This is a genomic window from Clostridium rhizosphaerae (genome assembly GCF_016765585.1).
Lineage (GTDB): Bacteria > Bacillota > Clostridia > Clostridiales > Clostridiaceae > Clostridium_AT > Clostridium_AT rhizosphaerae.
Map to the genome: position 1 here is coordinate 321296 of NZ_JAESWC010000004.1, position 20541 is coordinate 341836.

The 20541-nt window shown below is 32.1% G+C and carries 23 protein-coding genes and 2 tRNA genes; 9 read left to right on the forward strand and 16 right to left on the reverse strand.

The annotated features are described in order from the left end of the window. Positions 1-37 precede the first annotated feature (37 nt). The 4 genes from JK636_RS11540 to lacZ all read right to left on the reverse strand — a co-directional run bounded on the left by JK636_RS11540 (position 38) and on the right by lacZ (position 8378). On the reverse strand, positions 38-1012 hold the full coding sequence (locus JK636_RS11540; RefSeq protein ID WP_202749152.1) for a substrate-binding domain-containing protein: 975 nt from the start codon (positions 1010-1012) through the stop codon (positions 38-40). Between the two features lies 1 nt (position 1013). Beyond that, positions 1014-2783, reverse strand: coding sequence for a cache domain-containing sensor histidine kinase (locus JK636_RS11545; protein ID WP_202749153.1), 1770 nt, complete (start codon positions 2781-2783; stop codon positions 1014-1016). A 26-nt stretch (positions 2784-2809) separates the two neighbouring features. Beyond that, positions 2810-4450 (reverse strand): response regulator, encoded by a 1641-nt coding sequence (locus JK636_RS11550; protein ID WP_202749154.1) that lies wholly within the window; start codon positions 4448-4450, stop codon positions 2810-2812. An 841-nt stretch (positions 4451-5291) separates the two neighbouring features. Continuing rightward, positions 5292-8378, reverse strand: coding sequence for a beta-galactosidase, LacZ type (gene lacZ / locus JK636_RS11555; protein ID WP_202749155.1), 3087 nt, complete (start codon positions 8376-8378; stop codon positions 5292-5294). Between the two features lie 162 nt (positions 8379-8540). Here lacZ and JK636_RS11560 point away from each other — a divergent pair. Together JK636_RS11560 and JK636_RS11565 are read left to right on the forward strand one after the other, a co-directional pair. After that, positions 8541-8616 (forward strand) — tRNA-Pro (locus tag JK636_RS11560). 95 nt (positions 8617-8711) lie between these two features. After that, positions 8712-8787, forward strand: a tRNA-Pro gene (locus JK636_RS11565). Between the two features lie 43 nt (positions 8788-8830). Here the strand turns inward: JK636_RS11565 and JK636_RS11570 are convergent. Beyond that, positions 8831-9010, reverse strand: coding sequence for a hypothetical protein (locus tag JK636_RS11570; RefSeq protein ID WP_202749156.1), 180 nt, complete (start codon positions 9008-9010; stop codon positions 8831-8833). Between the two features lie 196 nt (positions 9011-9206). Between JK636_RS11570 and JK636_RS11575 the strand changes: the two genes are divergently transcribed. Further along, the gene (locus tag JK636_RS11575) at positions 9207-9392 is read left to right on the forward strand and encodes a hypothetical protein (protein ID WP_202749157.1); all 186 of its coding nucleotides are present in this window, start codon (positions 9207-9209) and stop codon (positions 9390-9392) included. Positions 9393-9442: 50 nt separating this feature from the next. On the opposite strand, the gene JK636_RS11580 is transcribed toward JK636_RS11575, so the two are convergent. The 6 genes from JK636_RS11580 to JK636_RS11600 all read right to left on the reverse strand — a co-directional run bounded on the left by JK636_RS11580 (position 9443) and on the right by JK636_RS11600 (position 11853). Then, positions 9443-9868, reverse strand: a complete 426-nt coding sequence (locus JK636_RS11580; RefSeq protein WP_202749158.1) for a hypothetical protein — start codon at positions 9866-9868, stop codon at positions 9443-9445. A gap of 109 nt (positions 9869-9977) precedes the next feature. Next, positions 9978-10136 (reverse strand): hypothetical protein, encoded by a 159-nt coding sequence (locus JK636_RS11585; protein ID WP_202749159.1) that lies wholly within the window; start codon positions 10134-10136, stop codon positions 9978-9980. Between the two features lie 119 nt (positions 10137-10255). After that, positions 10256-10387 carry a hypothetical protein gene (locus tag JK636_RS23880; protein WP_274601612.1) on the reverse strand — a complete coding sequence of 44 codons (132 nt, stop codon included), beginning with the start codon at positions 10385-10387 and terminating at the stop codon, positions 10256-10258. 64 nt (positions 10388-10451) lie between these two features. Continuing rightward, positions 10452-11228: a nitroreductase family protein gene (locus tag JK636_RS11590; RefSeq protein ID WP_243428204.1), complete on the reverse strand. Its 777-nt coding sequence runs from the start codon at positions 11226-11228 to the stop codon at positions 10452-10454. A 123-nt stretch (positions 11229-11351) separates the two neighbouring features. Beyond that, complete coding sequence (locus JK636_RS11595; protein WP_202749160.1) at positions 11352-11534, reverse strand: asparagine synthase; 183 nt, start codon at positions 11532-11534, stop codon at positions 11352-11354. 112 nt (positions 11535-11646) lie between these two features. Continuing rightward, on the reverse strand, positions 11647-11853 hold the full coding sequence (locus JK636_RS11600; RefSeq protein WP_202749161.1) for a hypothetical protein: 207 nt from the start codon (positions 11851-11853) through the stop codon (positions 11647-11649). Positions 11854-12015: 162 nt separating this feature from the next. On the opposite strand from JK636_RS11600, the gene JK636_RS11605 reads away from it, so the two are divergent. The 4 genes from JK636_RS11605 to JK636_RS11620 all read left to right on the forward strand — a co-directional run bounded on the left by JK636_RS11605 (position 12016) and on the right by JK636_RS11620 (position 15042). Next, positions 12016-12456 (forward strand): 4Fe-4S dicluster domain-containing protein, encoded by a 441-nt coding sequence (locus JK636_RS11605; RefSeq protein WP_202749162.1) that lies wholly within the window; start codon positions 12016-12018, stop codon positions 12454-12456. A gap of 105 nt (positions 12457-12561) precedes the next feature. Next, a complete protein-coding gene (locus tag JK636_RS11610; RefSeq protein WP_202749163.1) occupies positions 12562-13911 on the forward strand; it encodes a [Fe-Fe] hydrogenase large subunit C-terminal domain-containing protein in 1350 nt (449 codons plus the stop codon). Positions 13912-14044: 133 nt separating this feature from the next. Next, positions 14045-14698 carry an HAD family hydrolase gene (locus JK636_RS11615; RefSeq protein WP_202749164.1) on the forward strand — a complete coding sequence of 218 codons (654 nt, stop codon included), beginning with the start codon at positions 14045-14047 and terminating at the stop codon, positions 14696-14698. Positions 14699-14802: 104 nt separating this feature from the next. Continuing rightward, the gene (locus JK636_RS11620) at positions 14803-15042 is read left to right on the forward strand and encodes a hypothetical protein (protein ID WP_202749165.1); all 240 of its coding nucleotides are present in this window, start codon (positions 14803-14805) and stop codon (positions 15040-15042) included. A 33-nt stretch (positions 15043-15075) separates the two neighbouring features. Here JK636_RS11620 and JK636_RS11625 read toward each other — a convergent pair whose 3' ends face one another. Continuing rightward, entirely contained in the window at positions 15076-16212 is a 1137-nt protein-coding gene (locus JK636_RS11625; protein WP_202749166.1) for a DEAD/DEAH box helicase, read from the reverse strand. A gap of 317 nt (positions 16213-16529) precedes the next feature. On the opposite strand from JK636_RS11625, the gene JK636_RS11630 reads away from it, so the two are divergent. Both JK636_RS11630 and JK636_RS11635 read left to right on the forward strand, forming a co-directional pair. Continuing rightward, positions 16530-17024: a DUF2975 domain-containing protein gene (locus JK636_RS11630; protein WP_202749167.1), complete on the forward strand. Its 495-nt coding sequence runs from the start codon at positions 16530-16532 to the stop codon at positions 17022-17024. A 12-nt stretch (positions 17025-17036) separates the two neighbouring features. Beyond that, positions 17037-17243: a helix-turn-helix domain-containing protein gene (locus JK636_RS11635; RefSeq protein WP_021653795.1), complete on the forward strand. Its 207-nt coding sequence runs from the start codon at positions 17037-17039 to the stop codon at positions 17241-17243. A 15-nt stretch (positions 17244-17258) separates the two neighbouring features. Here JK636_RS11635 and JK636_RS11640 read toward each other — a convergent pair whose 3' ends face one another. The 4 genes from JK636_RS11640 to JK636_RS11655 all read right to left on the reverse strand — a co-directional run bounded on the left by JK636_RS11640 (position 17259) and on the right by JK636_RS11655 (position 20222). Then, positions 17259-18596, reverse strand: a complete 1338-nt coding sequence (locus tag JK636_RS11640) for a DUF2812 domain-containing protein (RefSeq protein WP_202749168.1) — start codon at positions 18594-18596, stop codon at positions 17259-17261. Between the two features lie 3 nt (positions 18597-18599). Next, positions 18600-18917, reverse strand: a complete 318-nt coding sequence (locus tag JK636_RS11645) for a PadR family transcriptional regulator (protein WP_202749169.1) — start codon at positions 18915-18917, stop codon at positions 18600-18602. A gap of 298 nt (positions 18918-19215) precedes the next feature. Further along, the gene (locus JK636_RS11650; protein WP_202749170.1) at positions 19216-19353 is read right to left on the reverse strand and encodes a hypothetical protein; all 138 of its coding nucleotides are present in this window, start codon (positions 19351-19353) and stop codon (positions 19216-19218) included. Positions 19354-19376: 23 nt separating this feature from the next. Then, entirely contained in the window at positions 19377-20222 is an 846-nt protein-coding gene (locus JK636_RS11655; RefSeq protein ID WP_202749171.1) for an AraC family transcriptional regulator, read from the reverse strand. Positions 20223-20541: the final 319 nt, after the last annotated feature.

Here is a 20541-nt window from a genome sequence, read left to right on the forward strand (position 1 = left end):
TATAAAAATCCTACTGAAATGAAACGATTTCATTGTATTACTTTACAAAGGGGAATATAAACCTCTGATTTTGCTCGCTGTACATATTATATTCATCTATAACTTTTGATTCTATTTCTGTATTCTTAGGTATCTTTTCTCCTCTTGCTGCCATGGCTCCATATTTTAAACCTAAATATCCTATCATAAATGGATTCTGCACTACAGTTGCTTGAATAACACCATCTTCAAGATATTGAATCCCCAGCATTGTGCTGTCAAAGGTTACTAGTTTTATCTTGCCCTTAAGTCCAAGTCCTTCAATAGCTCTTGCAGCCCCTAATGAAGCTGAAGAATTTAAAGCTACAATTCCGTTTAGATCTTTATTTAACTGTATAACATTTTTTGTAAGTTCTTCCGAAGCCTTTTCATTTGAATAACAATATTCTTTTGCTACTATATTAATATTTTTATAGTTTTTAAGTGCTGCTTCTATTCCTTTTTCTCTATTCTCCGCACTCTCACTTTCCTTCACAAAACTCATTACGGCAATATTTGAATTATCTCCGACTAGTTGTGCTATTTTGTTTCCTGCCTGCTTTCCTGCCTCAAAATTATTGGTTGAAACAGTACTTAATACCTTATCTGTATCTACTAAAGAATCAATAATAATAACAGGTATTTTGTTATCAGTAGCCTTTTCCACCACATTCACCATTCTCTTATAGTCGCTGGAAGACAGAACAATCGCATCCACTTTTCGTTCTATTGCACTTTCCACAAGCTTCTCCTGAACATCTACATCCTGTTCCTTGTCTGGAGCTGTAAAATTCATATTTATATTAAATTCTTTAGAAGCCTCTTGTGCTCCTGACCTAACCATTTCCCAGTGTTCTCCTCCACCCATCTTAACTATAAACTCAATAGTCTTTGTTTCCTGTCCATTGCTTTTTCTATCTATTTTATAACAACCTGTTGCCCCTAAAATAATAGTTAAAATTAAAAACATTATTAATATATTTCTTTTAACCATGTTATCCCTTCCCCTGGCTTTCATCTTTAACTACTGGCAGCCATATTTTAACTGTGGTTCCCTCTTCCAATTCGCTATCTATATCAACCCCGTATTCTTTTCCATAATAGAGTTGAATTCTTTGATGTACGTTCTTAACCCCTACACCTGATCCCCCTGTATTTGTTGAATTATAGGACAAAATATTATTTACAATTTCTTTCTTCATTCCTAATCCATTATCACTAACCTGGTAAAGAAGTCTCCCTGCTTCAATTTTAACTGATATTTTTATAAAGCCTTCTTCAACCATGTATTGAACACCATGATATAAAGAATTTTCAATTATAGGCTGCAGCAAAAGCTTTAAAGTTTTAAGCTGTAGTACTTCCTCTTCTGCTTCTATCTCAAAATTAAATTTAGTCTTGTATCTTACCTTTTGAATAATCAAGTAATTTCTAGCATGCTCTATTTCTTCTTTTACTGTAATAATATTTTTCCCTCTGCTTATACTTATTCTGAAAAGTCTAGCCAGGGAAGTAACCATGGTAATAACATCCTTGCTGTTTCCATTCTCCGCCATCCAAACTATAGAATCTAGAGTATTATATAAAAAATGAGGATTAATCTGTGCCTGAAGTGCGTTTAACTCACTCTTTCTCTTTTCTTCCTGTTCAACTACAATTTGATTCATAAGCTGTCTTATTCTAAACACCATCATATTGAAGGTTTTAGAAAGATGCACAACCTCTTTGTCTCCCTTTATATCTATATTTATATTAAAATCTCCCTCTTCTACCTTTTTCATCGAACTGTCAAGAAGCTTTATAGGCTTTGTAACTTTGGCAGAAATAAAAATAAAAATTAATGTTATAAATATAATAACAAAAATTAAAATCCAGACTGAAAAACTTGTTATATCTTTTCTAGTAGCAGAAAGTTCATCCATATAAGAAACCCCTACTACTTTCCAATCTGTATAACCTACACTCTTAACCGTCAAAAGTCTCTCTTCTCCATTAAGCTTTTGAGTAAAACTTCCATAAGTTTTGTTCAAAACTTCATTGCTATCTTCACTTTTCAGACCTGTATATACAAGCTGCTGATTAGGATGGTAAATAATATTCCCTTCTTTATCTACCACATAGATATATCCTCTTTTCCCAAGTCCGGATTTTCCGCATAACTGCTCAATTGAGTTGAAATTCATATCAATAAGAAGCACTCCATCCTCTTGTTTTCCCTTATACTGAAAACTTATAGCCTTGCTAAAGGATAGAACCCAATTGTGCTTTACTTCAAATAAGTTTTGTACATGAGGCTCTGAGATAAAAGAACTGTCCGGGCTTCCTAAAGCATTTTTAAACCAGCGTTCACTCATAACATTAGCCTGCTTTTTTAAGCTTGGAAAAGGGTTCCCCATTACAAGTTCTCCCTTATTAGTAAATACAGCTACGGAGACAATATCATCTCTCATATCTAAGATTACATCCGTTTTTTCTTCAAGCTGCTTGCTTGGCAGGGAGTCCGTCCTTTTAATTCCCTTTTCTATTGTGTCTGACACTGACGTCATGGATTTTTGATAATTATCTAAATTAACACTTACTTGATCAATAATCTTTTGCGTACTCATTCCAACATTTTGCTCTGCTGTTCTAGAAAACTTACCAGATAGTATAATTCCCACAACTATAACTGCAAGCACAGTTATGCAGACAAAAGATACTGTAATTATAAATTGAATACTTTTTACTCTCAAAAATTCATTGAATCTTTCCGATAATTTCTTCATCGAATTACAAACTCCCTATCTTCACTTTATTTTGAGCTATTTCTATACTCTGAAGGGGATACCCCAAATTTCTTTTTAAAGCTGTAACTAAAGTAATTAGGTTCAGAATAACCAATCTTTTCTGCAATCTCAAAGGCCTTTAAATTTGTAGTTCTTAGAAGTTCTTTAGCCGCATCCATTCTTACTTGGGTTAAATAATTTACAAAAGTAGTCTTTGTTTCTTTTTTAAATATAAAACTGAAGTAAGTTGGACTCAAATGCAGATAATTGCAGACTTCATTAATATTTATATCGCTGTTTCCATAATTTTCTTTTATATAGTTCTTTGCCTTTTTTACTAAATGCTGATACGTATCTTGTCTGTCTTTAACAATAAAATTCATTATTCTTATTGATATATCCTTAAACCAGCCTTTTGCCTCTTCTATTCCATTTAAGCTGTAGAGCTCAATAAACAAATTATGATTAACACCAAAAATCTCATCAATATCAACGCCTGAATCTCTAGCAGCTTTTAGTATTGTAGTAAGCATCTCCATAATATAAATCTGGTAATCCTTAAAAGAGGCCTTAGAATTTATAATGTCCTCAAAAAGTTTATCAATTGTTAAGCTTATTTCTTCAGTAGATCCAACCTTTATTCCGCTTGTTAGAACTCTCTCCTTAGTTTCATCGAATACTATTTTATTAACACTCACAGGTTCTATATCTTCTATCCAAATTATTTTATTTTTACCCATAAATATTCTGTAGTCTAAAGCCGCCACTGCGTTTTCATAAGAGTTTCTCAAGGATATTACATCCTTTACGATATTACCTACTCCTACTGTAACTGTCACTTTTAAAAATTTCTCAAGCACCTGCTTAAGTTCTTCAAGAGCAGAAAAGGTTTTATTCGATATATTTTCACTTTCTTTCTCTTTATTAACAGCCAAAATAACAACGTTTTCGTCCTTTAAAAAAACAGTTCCAAGCTTATATTTGTCTACTATTTCCTGGACAGTATTAAGAACTGCAAATTTTAAAAGTCCTTTCTCCTGAAGTAAAACTTCATTATCATTATTTCTATGCTCATTACTCTCTATTTTCTTCTTATCAATACTTATAACAGATACCAAAAACTCATTTCCATATAAATCCACTTCATAGTTTTTTGAATTCTGCTCTATTTCTTTCTTATCAAGACTGCTGCTTATAAGAGATATAAGAAACTTTTCTCTAAGTACAGGAATACTTTTTTTGTAATGCTCCCTTAATGCTTCCACATTCTCCTTCTCTGCTATTTCATTATCAATCTGACCTTTAACTTTTAGAAGTATATTCGTAAGTTCTTCAGAGGAGATAGGTCTCAATAAATACTCAGATACATTTAATTTAATTGCCTTATGAGCATATTCAAATTCGTCAAAACCTGTCATTACAATTATTTTCGTAGTTGGATATTTCTCTTTAATAATTCTTGAGAGCTCTAGTCCATCCATAAAAGGCATTTTAATATCTGTTAAAACTACGTCAGGTAACGTTTTCTCAAAAAGCTCCAACGCCTCTTGACCATTCTCACCTTCAGCTACAATCTCAAAACCAAGTTCATCCCAATGAACCTTATTTATAATACCTTTTCTAACTTCAACTTCATCGTCAACAATCAAAAGCTTATACTTTCTCATTTGTTCCACCCCTTAATAAAATTGCGAACTAAAATGGCCGTAGGCTGTGGTGCAAAGACCTTAGAGCCTAGTGTATAAAATAATATTTTACTTTATGATTCCTTTGCGTATGTTCTAAGGCTTGCAATACTGAAAAGCTAAGAGCCTCTAGGAATTCGCTTTGACTTCTTTTTACTTTAATAGCCGCAGACTTTGAAATATCTTTAGTAAACTTAAAATACTTTTAGCTTGCTCAAAAGAGAGGCTCTAAGCTTTTCAGCATTACTTATCCAAGAACATGAGCAAAGTTATCAATCAAATTAAAATATTATTTTCTACACCTGCTCTCGGTCTTTATACTCAGCCTATATATCTTATTCGCAATTATAAGTATCTATATATACGACTTGCTCAATGATCGCTTTATAATCAAAACTTTTGGCTTTGTTAAAAGCTAGTAATAGCATTTTTATCATTCACCAATTTAAATATAAACCTATAAAAATATTTAAATATTTACTTGTACCATGCTGGTTTGCGGTAGATTTGCTTTCTACCATATCAAAGAACCTGCTTATATCAGCACTATTATTAAACAGCGCTAAACTTTTTAATGTTTAAACTGATTAACTAAAGAGAAACAAAAGTATTATAGGCTTGCTTTAAAGTATGTAGAGCAGTGTGAAAAGTAATCACTAAGATTATATATTATTTTCCACGCAAAGCCCTGCGGACTTTAAAGCAAAGTTTGCGATAACTTTAGTTCGTAATCTACTTAAACTATATAATAATCTAAATTTTGACTTTCTTCAAATGAAATCAAACTTCAGGCTACATAAAACCTGAAGTTTGATTTCATTTCTTATAGTTTAATTCCTTTTATTGAGTAGGAGTAAGTATAATTTTTATTTGCATACAATGTGAATTCCTCGTGAGTTTTTGCTCCCCAGGTATCATCTCCTCCTACTCCCATTTGTTTATAATTTACTCTTACAACTACCTTGTCACTTTGAGGAAGCTTATATGAGTGATCATTTTCTTCAAGTTCTAAAGGAGTATAAGGAAGTACATTTAGTTCTATTGTTGGAGAACCTTTTATTATAAGACCAACGCCTTCAGAATTCACTAAGGATGCCCATCTGACATCAGTCTTATTTCCACATTCCTGAGGTCTTAAGTAAGGAACAAATTGATCATTAACTTTTCCTTTATACAACCCAATTTTAGTACCTTTATTTCTATCCCAGTAGTTTTCATGCGGTCCATTTCCGTACCAGGTCAAATCTTCAAATTGCTTTTCCATAGTAAACATCATACCTATTTCAGGTATCTCTGGCGTTTCAATTCCGGGGACTAATGTTTCTGTAATTCTTACTTCTCCATCCCCATAGATCTCATAGAACACTATACATTCTGACAATGTAGTTGTCGGCAGTATAAAGCTTATTTTTATCTGCATCAAACTTTTAAAATCATTAATGCTGATATTTTTAAGAATTTTATTCTTGCCAGCCTCTCTCCAGGAATTACACCTTTGTTCTAAATTATTCCCTCTATCGTTATCAGTAACAGCCCTCCAAAAATTTGGAGTGATAGGGCTTTTAAGAAGTTCTAAGCCTTTGTAGCTGTAGGAAATAAGTTCTCCTTTTGATTTATGAAAAATTGCAGAGAAATCTTTTCCCTCAACTATTATTTTATCTAAACTATTATTTATAATTATGTTTGGAAACTTATCTGTGAATTTATCAATGTGTTCTAATTCTTGTATAAGCTTAAATTGCACAAATGAAATTTCATGTCCTCTTTCCGCCCATATAGTATCATTCTTTAGTACAAAGCTTATATTAAGGATATATTCATCCTCATCAGAATCAGCTTTGGGTAGTTCGTAATTTATATCAATACTTTCATAGGAATTCGGCTTAACATCTACTTCCATGTTCCCCTCAAGTATAGGAGCACCATTTTTATCTATATTCCACTGCAAATTATACTCATTTAAGTTAGTAAATAAAAATTCGTTGTAAATATTAAACTTTCCCTGACTTAAATCTATTGCTTCTATCTTTATACTTTCGTAGCATTTTTTAACCTCGTAAATTTTAGGTGTTAAGGTTCTATCTGCAAATATAATTCCGTTACCGCAGAAATTGCTGTCGTTAGGTGTATCTCCAAAGTCTCCTCCATAAGCCAAGTATTCTATTCTATTCTCTGTTTTAGTTAATAAAGCTTGATCAATCCAATCCCATATAAATCCTCCCTGAAGTATTGAATACTTTCTGAACAGTTCCCAGTACTTAAATAAGTTTCCATTAGAATTCCCCATTGAGTGACTATATTCACAAAGTATAAAAGGCTTTTTCGGATCACTTAGAGCATATGCCTCTACATCCCTTGGTTTTGTATACATTTGGCTCTCCATATCTGAAGCTGCTTCTGTAGCTCTATGATGAAATAATCCCTCATAATGGATAAGCCTGGTCGAATCCTTACTCCTTAAAAAATCATGCATCTTGATAAAGTTTTCTCCACCATAAGCTTCATTTCCGAGAGACCAAATAAGTATAGATGGATGATTTTTGTCTCTTTCAAACATAGAATTACATCTATCAATTACTGCCGCGGTCCATTCAGGGTGGCCCCCTGGAAGTATTTCTTCTTCTTTATAGTGACCAAGCTCCCACATACCATGCGTTTCAAGATTCGTTTCATCAATTACATACAAACCATATTTATCACAAAGCTCATACCAAAGCACATTGTTAGGATAATGAGAGGTTCTTACTGCATTTATATTAAACTTTTTCATAAGCTTAATATCATATACCATATCTTCATAACCTATAGCCCTGCCATATTTGCAGTTGAATTCATGTCTATTGACACCTTTAAATAAAATTCTCTCTCCATTTATTTTCATAAAACCTTCTTTAAGCTCAAATTTTCTAAAGCCAACATTGCAACTTACTGTTTCTATCGTATTCCCAGCATCATTCTTTAAAGTTAGTACCAAGTTATATAAGTTAGGTTGTTCAGCACTCCATTTTAAAGGATTTTCTATGAGTTTTGATGTTTCTAAAACTATCTCTGGTTTATTATTTAAATCTACCTTCATTTTTAAAGGCTCATTATAAACTAGGCTATTATTTTTATCATAAAGTAAAGCCTCTAAGGTCATATCTTCCATTTCTTTTTCAAAATAATTAGTAACTTTGGCTTTTATCTTTAATTCAGCATTTGCATAATTCTCATCCAAATCAGTAATCACAGAGAAGTCATAAATATGTGCATCTGCAGTGGTATAAAGATAAACATCCCTGAAAATGCCGCTCAATCTCCAAAAATCTTGATCTTCAAGCCAGCTTGCATCACACCATCTGTAAACTTCAACAGCTATTTTGTTTTCTCCATCAATGATGTATGGAGTTATATCAAATTCTGATGGTGAAAATGAGTCCTCACTATACCCAACAAACTCTCCATTTATCCACAAATAAAAAGCTGCTTCAACTCCCTGAAAGCTTATATATAAAGGTCTATTCTTAAATACTTCAGGTAATTTAAAATTTCTTACATAAGAGCCTACAGGATTATATTCAGTTGGAGCAAATCCAACTTTAACATCCTCTTTTCCATGCCAAGGATAAAGCTTATTAGTATATTGAGGATAATCATAGCCTTGAAGCTGCCAATGTCCTGGAACCTTTATTTCTTTCCAGCTGGTAGTATCATAATCATTTTCATAAAATTTTTTTATTCTCTTCTCTGGATTTTCAGCAAAACTAAACTTCCAGTCTCCATTAAGAAATAAATAATTTTCTGAACTGCAAATTTCTTCATAGGGCATTAAAGACGCATGTGCTTCTAATCTATTAATTTCAAAGATCTCTGGATTATTGTTCAACTCTGGATATCCATTCATCGGAGATGTATAGTTAATTTTTTTCATATGTCCGCCTCCTCATATAACTGAAGTATTTCTTAGAAAACCTTTTCTATATTAATCTTATGATATCTTTGCTGAAAATTCAACTGAAAACATACGAATTTAGATTTGTTTTAAAAAACACTTGATTTTCTTACCACTCTCTTATATAATATCTTTGTACTACGGGGTGTGGCGCAGATGGGAGCGCGCGTGCTTTGGGAGCATGAGGTCGCAGGTTCAATCCCTGTCACCCCGACCAAAAAAGGAGTTATTAAATAATAACTCCTTTTTACTTTTCTCTATTGAATTTATGATTTTATTTATATATAATTATTGTATAATAATGTATTATATCGGGGTATAGCGCAGATGGTAGCGCGCGTGCTTCGGGAGCATGAGGTCGCAGGTTCAAGTCCTGTTACCCCGACCAATACCGTTAAAGGACTTAGAAAAACTCTAAGCCTTTTTTTATTTTATTCCTCATTCTCTTCATTGTTTCCCTTATTTTTTCTCATAGCCATATATGCAATTCCTGCTCCTGCCATTATTCCAAGTGTACTCATTCCTGGCATAAGCATATTTCTTTTCTTTCTTCTTTTTTTAGGCATAAAAACTGAAGCCATTGTTCTTGCTCCTACCATTTCTCTTATCATACTTAACACTCCTTTAACTTATTTAGTTTCATCAATAGGTTTCCCACTTACATTACAAATTATCTACACAAATATATACAATGCAAAAGTTCTAACACATTATTGTAAAAACTTTATTGCATTACATATAACATATTTTATTTAAAAATGTAAAAGCTATTTATAGTGAATAATTATATTACAAGGTGGTGAAAGTATGCTTCAAGAAAGCCTTCTAAATATATCAAGAGTCCAAGAAACACATAGTGAAAGTGAAGCTAATGCACTTTTAGAAAAAGGCTGGAAACTTATAAACATATATACTGGTTCTTTTTCAGTTGAATATGATGATCATGTTAACATCTATGTTCTTGGAAAACCAGATGAACCAGTAAACATATAAAAGCGTTCCAAGGGATTTTATCCCGAGGTACGCTTTTTAGTTGCTGCCATTTAACAAAGCATTCCATTCCAGCTGTTTGTATGTTGAATTATTTTTTGCTTAACTTCTTCTCCTACTTCATCACTTATCTTTCTATTTAATACAAGCTCATCAATACCTCTTGTTCTTTCTTGATTAACAAACATTTTAAATTGTTCTTCACTAAAACCCTTATCTTTAGCTAAATCATAAGCAGTTTTATTCATAAGCTTAGCTTCTTCTATCTCCGAATTTGTAGTCCCAATTTTGTTTAGAAGCACGTCATTTGCGCTTTGAACAATTTTTATATCTTGAGCTTCACATTTTGACTCCTTTGCTTGTTTATCTTTTCCTTTTGTAAACTTATATATAGCATATGCGGCTGAACCCGCTCCAGCAGCAGCTATTATACTTCCTATCGCAATATTTCTAGTTCTATGTCTATGGTGCATCCTCATTTAAGCTACCTCCTATGTTTTAATAAAAATATATAATCCTGATTTAAGTTTTCCCAAATAAATTATTTTAATGTACAAAAAAGGTGCCGTTTCAAAACAGCACCTTAATTTATTCTTTGCTATCATCCCCAGGAACTTTATCAGCTCTGGACTCATATTTTGCTTCTACATCTTTGCTCAAGGTCGTAACACCCTCTGAGCCCTCATTTATCATATCTGTTATAGCATCTTCAATTTCTGATTTTTTCTTTTTTTCATTTATGTTCATACTTTTCTCCTTCCTTGATGGAAACACTTATAAGCCTATATTATTTGCTTCATTTCAAGGCTTCGTGCTAGTCCTTACATTAGAAATTATAAGTAAAACATAAAATTTTATTCATACGTCTATTTTGATTTTTTATCCTTGTCCTTTATATTTATGTTGTTTACTTCAATAGAAAATCCTGTGGCTTTAAAGCATGCTATAATAACAACAATTGTAATTACTGCTATAACTGAGGCGGCGGCAAATATCATAGAATCCTCCAAAAATTTTTATTCTTAATATAATCTATGAAAATGCCTTAGAAATAGTTATTACTTATATATCATCTCCACGCCAATTTTTAAGCATTTCTCTTACTGACCTAGTCATTTCCTTTGAGAATTCCGAACCTGTTTTTCTTGCATACATAAATTGGCCTAAATTCTTAGCTCCTAGTTTATTATCAGGAGAAAGCCTTTTTTCTCTTTCGATAAACATATCTTTAAAGTCCTCATTAGTAAGTCTTCTATATTCTTCATTAAAAACTATATATTCACTATCAAATCTTGGACTAATAATTCTTTTTTGTTCTTCAGGATAATATCCCATGCAAAGCATGGCTACAGGAAACACCCACTTTGGAAGCTTTAACAAATCTCTATGTACCTCATAGTTTTCTACAATATCTCCAATATAACAAGAACCAATATTTAGTGCCTCACCTGCTATCACAGCATTTTGAGCAGCTATAACAGCATCAGCAGCCGCAAGCATTAAATCACCCTCATCTGGTGAATTGTATTCAATACCTTTTTCGTTGCAGAATTCCTTAACACCGCTGTAATCGTAATAATCAAACCATCTTTGCATATCTGCAAGGAAAATTAATACTACAGGAGCATTAGCTATAAATGGCTGATCATCACAGGTTCTGCTTAAAATCTCCTTTTTCTCTTTATCCTTGACAACTATTATGGAATACAGCATCATATTCCCTGCTGTTGGTGCTCTCATAGCACCTTCAAGCACAATCTTTAGGTCTTCCTCTAAAATTGGTCTGTCAGAATACTTTCTAAGAGACATTCTGTTTTTTAATAGCCCTAAAGTGTCCAATTAATATCACCCCTCTTCATTTATTATTTCTACAAACCTTTTCAATTTCCTTTAAAATAAAAGGACATGCACAAATTATATCACATATAATTTTATGCATGCCCTCCTATCTATATTCTACTATTATCTATGCTCTACCAAATCTATAGCTCCAAGAACAATATGAGCAAGACCAAAACCTGCAATTCCTGCTGCAATCATAGAGGAAGTATCTTTTGATTTAAATTTAGTGGTTGCAGCTGTTGCTGCAGTTGCTGTTACTGCTGCTCCTAAAATTGTTGGTATTAAACCTTCACGATTTTTCATATTTAACCCTCCTATTTGATAAAGAATACAATATTATAATGCTTATAAAGAAGGTCTTATATCCTCGTAAACTGTTTCAAAGAAACTATATTAATGGAATGCAACCCAAATTTTATATTAAACTTTCTTTCTCCATTTCAATGCTTTCTGCAGCTAAATCTCCATGCACCTCAGAGTCATGTACTACATATTTATCAATATTATTTTCCTGTGCTTCTAATAATTCCATATCTCTATCTGCTCTTCCTGCTGCCTTACATAATGCTGCTGTAAAAAAACCTACAGTGCCGCCTAACATAACTAATAAAACTGTAGCCATATAAAACACCTCTAGTCAATTATAGTTTACATTATAGTATTCGCATTTTCATGTTACTTATGCATTAAATTTAAGTAACAATCTTTTAAATTTTAAAGCAATTTTGTAAACGTTATGATATAATATTATTATCAGTATATTCAAACAAAAGGAGCTGTCGATATGGATAATAGTGCGTTGTTTAAAACTTTAGTAAAAGGTTATATTAATAATAATTTTCAAGAAGTCGTTGATAAATTATTAGATGAAACTGACTCAAATAAAGAAGAACTATCAAAAATTATTTCATCTTTGTGCGGAGTAGAAGTTTTATATACCAAAAATAATTTTTCTCAAGAATTGAAAAAGGCAATTTCAAATTATACTGCTAATCATAAAATAGTAACCAAGCTTAAAGATTGCTGTATGAATTGCACAAGCTCCAATGAAAAAACAATTTGCCAAAGCTCCTGTCCTTTTGATGCTATAGTAGTTGATGAAACAAAGCATACAACAATAATAGACAATGCCAAATGTACTGATTGCGGTTTTTGCATAGAAGCATGTCCTAATGGTAATTATATAGATAAAATTGAATATTTACCTTTACTAAGTTCTATATAAATATAAGAACCCTCGGGTTCTTTTTTTTGTATAAAAAAATAGTTTTTCCACAAAATATATTGGATTGTATTTTTATAACTGATTTACTCATTAGGAGATGGTATTTTGAAAGCTAAGTATAGCGATCTTTTTAAAAAAATTGTAAATGCATATTATGATGGCGGATTCGAAAAAAAACTTGAAACTATTTTATCTGATCCTGAAGTAAATAAAGAAGACTTAGCTCAGGTTATATCTTCTCTTTGCGGAGTTCAATTAGACTTTACAAAGGATTACATTACCGACCTAAAAAAAGCTATAAAGGATTATGAAATTAACCATAAGGTCGTAAATAAAGTTAAGGTTTGTTCAATGGATTGTGTTGATAGTGACGGAAAGACAATGTGTCAGAAATCATGCCCTTTTGATGCTATAATCATAGATGAAGATAGGCATACCTCTTCAATAGACGAAGAAAAATGTACTGATTGCGGTTTCTGCGTAGAAGCCTGCCCAACAGGCTCCATACTTGATAAAGTTGAGTTTATTCCTTTTGTAAATCTATTAAAAGAAAAAGCTCCTGTTATTGCGGCTGTAGCCCCGGCAATTCAAGGACAGTTTGGGCCGGATGTCAGCATATATCAATTACGAAGTGCATTTAAAAAGCTTGGCTTTACAGAAATGGTTGAAGTGGCTTTTTTCGCAGATATGCTTACCTTAAAAGAAGCTGTAGAATTTGATGAGCATGTACATACAAAGGATGACTTTATGATAACATCCTGCTGCTGTCCAATGTGGGTGGCTATGCTTAAAAGAGTTTACAGTGATTTAGTTAAGCATGTATCTCCATCCGTATCCCCTATGATTGCTTCTGGAAGAGTGATGAAGGCACTCAATGAAAAATGTAAAGTTGTTTTTATAGGTCCATGTATAGCTAAAAAGGCAGAAGCTAAAGAAAAGGATCTGCTTGGTGATATAGACTTCGTATTAACCTTTGCTGAAGTGAAAGATATCTTTGAAGCAGTAGGAATAAACCCAGCAGAGCTTCCTAATGATTATTCTACAGAATATGCATCAAAGGGTGGAAGACTCTATGCCCGAACAGGAGGAGTGTCTATAGCTGTCAGCGATGCAATAGAAAGAATATTTCCCGAAAAATATAAATTATTACAAACCACACAAGCTAACGGTGTGGTTGAATGCAAGAAGATGTTAAGTGAAGCTAAAGAAGGAAACATAAAAGCTAACTTCATAGAAGGTATGGGCTGCATAGGCGGATGTGTCGGTGGTCCAAAAGCTATAATACCTAAAGAAGAAGGAAGAGAAAGAGTCAACGAATTTGCTTACAATTCAGATGTAAAAGTAGCAGTAGACAGTGATACTATGAACAGGATTCTTCAAAAACTAGAAATTAGCTCTGTAGAAGATTTTAAACACAAGGAAAGAGTTGAAATCTTTGAGAGGGATTTTTCATAAAATATGCATCTCCAAAATAATAGTTATTCACAATTTGTGGATAGCTATTATTATTTTTTGTTCAATTTTATTTATAGACATGCTATACTTAATTGAATGATATGGTCATAATATGAAGGGAGATTGAATAGTTTTGCTAAAAAATATAAAAGCTGCAATATTTGATTTGGACGGTACATTAGTTGATTCTATGGGAGTATGGACAAAAGTTGATATAGATTTTTTAGAGGAAAGAGGTATTGAGGTTCCTGAAGATTTAAGAGGTGAAATAGAGCACTTAAGCTTTACTGATACTGCAAAGTACTTTAAAAATAGATTTAATCTGCCTGAAAGTATAGAAGAAATAGTTGATGAATGGAACAACATGGCTTATTATGAGTACTCGAATACAGTTAAATTAAAGCCAGATGTAAAAGAATATCTGGAATTATTGAAATTTAAAGGAATAAAACTAGCTCTTGCAACAAGCAATTCAAAGTTATTATTAGAAGTAGTACTAAAAAATAATGGTATATATGAATATTTTGATTCAATAACAACGACCATAGAAGTTTCCAGAGGAAAGGATAATCCTGATATATACCTGCTTTCAGCTGATAAATTAGGAGTATCACCTGAAGAATGTATTGTATATGAAGATATACTTCCAGCCGTAAAAGGAGCCAAAGCCGCAGGTATGCAAGTAGTTGGTATTTATGATGCTTATTCAGAACATCAGAAGGAAGACATAATAAAAACTGCAGACCATTATATTTATAAATATGAAGATTTAATAAAAGCCTCTTAATCCTGCCTCCGTGCAGGATTTTTTGTTTATTTTTGAATATACATATATTAAAGATTTTTATTATGCTGATTAATGGTACTTATAAATATACATAAGGAGGCATTATGTTTACATTTATACTATTTTTAATCATGTGCACTGCTTGCTTTGGAATTTATGTGTTTTTTTCAAATAAAATCGCTTTATTACGCAAGCAAAATATGATTTTGGCAAATCAAAACACTGAACTAAGAATTAAGCTAAAAGACTTACTAAAGGCTCAAAGTATTAACAAAAGTAAACCTTCCTCTGAAACATCCATACTAAACATTATAGAAACTAAATATACGGATGTTAATGAATAAGCAGATTGCAAAGCAATCTGCTTAAGTTCTCATCTATTTATCTACAAGCTTGCCGTTAAATAAAACTTTCTCTTTAATTTCTATTCCAAAACTTTTTTCATATTTTCTAACAGCAGTTGTTTCCTTATCAGTTACTATAGAAACAGCCTTTCCTTTCTGGTCTGCTCTTCCTGTTCTACCTACTCTATGTAAATAATCCTTAGCTTCAACCGGTAAATCCAAATTTATTATATGAGTTACATCTTTAACATCAATTCCTCTTGCTGCAATATCTGAAGCTACCAAGATTTGAAGCTTCCCATTTCTAAAATCCTCCATGGCTTTTTTACGCTCTTCTTTTTCTGCACTTCCATATATTCCATAAGCCTTTATATGATGATATTGGAGTTTTGAAGTTGTTATTTCAGTTTCTATGCCTTTATTTATAAATACTATAGCTTTCTTAGGCTTTTCAGCTGCAATAAGCTTTCTAAGAATCTCCATTTTATCTCTTTGCTCACATGCAATATACATATGTGAAATATTCGGATTAACCTGCAGCTTTTCTTCAACTTTTATAACTTCAGGTATTTTCATTAAATCTTTTGCAGTATTTAATACTTTTTCATCAATAGTAGCTGAAAATATCATAAGCTGTCTGTCTCTTAAAGTTGTTTTAATTATATCTTTTACTACTGCTATATTCTTATCATCAAGAAGTCTGTCTCCTTCATCTATAACTATAGTCTTTATAGTATGTGCGCTAATTTTTTTCATTTTTATAAGCTCAAATATTCGTCCAGTCGATCCTACAATTATATGAGGCTTTTCTCTAAGTTTTTCTACTTGTCTTTTTATATTTACATCACCTATTATTGCAGCTGATGTAACAGCAGCACCTGAGTTTTCAGAAAGACTTTTTATTACGCTGTCTATCTGCATTACAAGCTCATGAGTTGGTGCAAGTATAATTGCCTGCATTTCTCTTTTATCAGCCTGTATTCTTTGAAATATAGGCAGAAGGTAAGCTAATGTTTTTCCGCTGCCTGTTTGAGACTGACCGATAATATCTTTATTTTCAAGTGCCAATGGTATTACTTTCTCCTGAATATCTGTTGGTTCAGTAATTCCTTCTTTTTTTAGTCCATCTATTAAATTTAAGCTAAGTCCTAATTCTTCAAATAACATCATTGTTTCTCCTTTCACTCGAAACACTGGGTAGTTTATAGCACTCGTTCACACTCGTAAACTACCCGTACAAGGTCATTTAGACCTTGTATCTCCTTTATAAATAGCTTTTAAAGTCTATATAATTCTATTATTAGTATTACCTTTTGTCAAAGCTTTATAGTTTGTTTACCACTATTTTTAAAGTTTTGGTATAGTAAAATAACTTTATATATATAAAAACTGTTCGTCTTATCGAAAAACAATAATTTTTTGTTGAAAGTTCAAGAGGAATATATTAATATAAATTTAGTAGAAAATTGTGATAAAAGGTGGTACTTATGAAGGATAAAAAATATAAAACCATAACAAATTTTTTAATCATTACCTTGAATATACTAATGGCAATTGGAGTTATTGCTGGAGTCGGAATAATTATTAGCGCTGTAATTTCAGGTGTTTCAAAAGTCAACAATTCAAATTTTACTTTAAACTGTATAATCTTTTTTGTTGGAACAGCTTCTTTAATCTACATATTGTATAATCTTAAAAAGATATTAAAGTCAGTTTTAAATAATGGTCCTTTTACAATGAGCAATGTTAAATGCTTAAATAAGATATCCATTTGCTGCTTTATTATTACTATTTGCTATTTAATTAATTTTATCTGCAATAACTTAATTACCAAATTTAGTTTTATCGAAATTGATCAAACGGGCATTCATACAGACACTGAATTTCTAATATTTTTCTTTGCCGGATTAATCGTTGTAGTATTAGCTCAGGTGTATAAGCAGGCAGTAGAGGTTAAAGAAGAAAATGATTTTACAATATAAGGAGTACTTACTATGGCTATTATAGTTAATTTAGATGTAATGATGGCAAAGAGAAAAATTTCACTGAATGAATTAGCTGAAAAGGTCGGTATAACTAATGCAAACTTATCAATATTAAAAACCGGCAAAGCAAAAGCTGTAAGGTTTTCTACTCTTGAAGCAATTTGCAAAGAGCTTAACTGCCAGCCTGGTGATATATTAGAATACAGAGAAGAATAGCAAAAGCTGCAAACTTTAAAAGTCTGCAGCTTTTTCTTGATTTTTAATAAGTTTATCATAAACCTTATCTATAAATTCTTCATCACTTGTATCCTTAAGTTCTTTTATAGCATCTATAACTTTATTGTGTGACACAAATATATAAATTCTTTTCTTCTTATCGCGATATACCTTTATATTGTCAGGCAGTGAAGTACTTTCTTTATTTAATTCGTTGTCATATCTATTGTGCCAGCTTATCAATCTGTTTTGATAAAACTTTATTACCAAAGGATAAGGACTTTGCAGAATATTATAGCTTAATCTGTTATCATCATTATCAGAAAAGTATTCCACTTCCTGTGCTAAAACACTCTTATCGGACATAAAATGAGGTCCGGAATTATTTCCATCCTTATACCCAAAATCTTCAATGGTGAGATTTGCTGTTTCCATTGGAGCTGTATATATATTTCCTTCAATAACCTGTCTAAAAGCAAAAATTCCAATAACCGATACCATAAGATATATCAAAATAATATTGCCTCCAATTAATAAACCCCTATTGGTATTTCTAGAGTATCTTTTATTATTAATAAACCATTTAACACATACTGCAATTAATATTAAAGCAAGCATCATTACAAACATTATAATATTAAGCTGGTCACCGTTACTATCATCATAAACAAGTATTGCTATCCACAGCAGAAGTATTACAAAAGAAAATGATATCTTTATTATATTTTTTGCTTTTACCCGCTTATAATCGTTAAAAACCATTAATTTATTATCTTTTACTCGTATTTTATTTTTTACAAACCAAATAATAAAGCTGGTAATTTCAATAATATTTGCTGCTATTAAAATCAACATGCCTGTTTCTGATAATAGTCCCATATTAGAAGACAAAATAAAACTGCTGTTTCCTAAAACCATAGAAACATAAAGGTTAAAAACAAATATAAGAGTAAGTAAAATTTGCATTCCAACATCATAGAATGAAGCCTTAAATACTGCTTTAAGTTTTTCCTGTTCATCTGTATGTATAGAAACAGCTTCATTTTGTTCCTCAGTACAAAATATTTGAATTTTACCCTTTTGACATACATAATTCCACCCTGCTGCTTCACAATACTCTCTATATTCTAAAGCTTCATCACTGTCTTTATGATCAAAAATAGATATTTTGTTTAAAACATCAACGGAATACCTCAGTATTTTAGGCTCACTTCTCTTAAATATTAAAAAGGTCCCTTTTACATTTTTTAATAACCATCCTCTTTGTGCCATTTTGCTTAGATATTCTTCTGCAGCCCCACATTCATAAGGCAATAAATTTAAAAAAACTATTTTTCTGCCCTTTCCCCACATAAATTAATTTTCCCCTTTCTCTAAAAACTCCCAATCATTAACCATAGTTATCAACCTTTTGTATTCTGCAAGCAGCATATCCCTGCCCTTGTCTGTAATAATATAACTTTTTCTTCTTCCCTGCACCTCAGTTTCTTTTATCATATCTTCTTTTTGAAATTTATCTAAAAGAGTGTACAAGGTTCCCGGACCAACTTTCACTCGACCTTTTGAAATTTCATCTACAGCCTCCATAATATCTACGCCGCATCTTTCTTTCATTAGGGCCATGAGTATATAATACATTGGCTCAGTTAGATTCTGAAATTGCTCCCTTGCCATTTTATTTTCTCCTTCACACCAAACACTGGGTAGTCTATACCACTCGCTCCCGCTCGCAGACTACCCGTCGAAGTCCATTTAGGACTTCAACCTCATTTTAATATCGAGTATCGATATTTATGTTTTAATTGTAATATCGATACTCGATATTGTCAATAATTTCTTTTTAATAACAAAAAAGAGACTGACTCAAAACAACTAAACTTAGCGTGGTATTTAAACCTTACCTGTTCAAATACCACACAGTAGGTTTAACTGCTTTGAAACAACCCCTTCTATTTTTAAAATCTTAATTTATTTAATTCCTGTTAGTTATCATTTTCCACTCTTCTTTAGTTATGCCCATATCATATAAATTCCAATAGCTATCTCCTATTTTCCTATGGTTCTCTTTTAATTCTTCTATCTTAAAACCAACAATTTCATACACTAGCATTTATATTAAAAGCATCTTTACTACTATTTAGGAACAACTGGAACCCATAGTTCATGCCTTGGCTTATGTTTTGGCCCGTAATAGCATTCAATGCAAGGCAAGTTAGCAAGCTCATAACCAGAAGTTGGTATCCATTCAGAGTATAAACGCTTCCATGCCTCTACAACATTAGGAAAAACTGCCCAGGTACTTGGCGGGATTACGAGAGTATCCATATCACTAGGATCTTGCCCAGCGTATCTTACTCCCATAAAGTAATCAAATACTTCATCAGTAATTGCTGCTTCTTTTCCGCAGACTCCTAGAAGCCCCTCAAGCTTGCACTTTGGATTTTCCCAGGACATATCTATAAGCCTTTGCATAAATCCATCTTTTTTTGCACCGTTCCAAAGTGATGGAATCACTTTAAATGCTCTATTTGTTTTTACAGGCTCACTTTTCCCTATTATCCTTAATTCAAAATCAATATTTTCAATCCTATATTCCATCTCTACATCTCCTTTAATAGATATTTGAAAAGAGATTCGTGGAAAGGCTTTTAGCTTCACTCCTTTATTGCGTGCTTCAGAAGGTTTTATCCCGTGTACCTTCTGAAAAGCCCGTGCAAATGAATCAGATGACTCATATCCATATTTAATAGCAGCATCGATAATGCGAATATCAGTTTTTTGAATTTCAAACGCTGCAGCTGTTAAGCGTCTGCGTCTAATATATTCTGAAAGCGATATGCCGCTTATAGAAGAAAACATTCTTGAAAAATGATACTCTGAGCTGCATGCTGCCTGCGCAATTTTTGCATAGTCTATCTCATCATCAAGATGACCTTCAATATAATCTAAAGCATGATTCATTCTCTCAAGCCAATCCATACCTTCACCTCTTTCTATATTCAATATACATGAAATAAGATTTACAAGACCGACATTTCATGCACGAAAATGTAGATTGATATATAACTTACTATTAATATTATATTTTAGTTATATTTAGAATTCAACAACTCTATTAATAGCCTCAAAAGAGGTTTCTCTTCAGCCTTGACACGAGTATTTCAAGTTCATTTGGTGTACCATTATTTATACATACTAATAAGCTTTTCTTTTGTCTTTACAAAGCCTATATTCTGAGCTTTGCCAGATGTTCTGAAATTAATGAGAAAATGAAGAGTCCAGTATAAACTGACCCTTC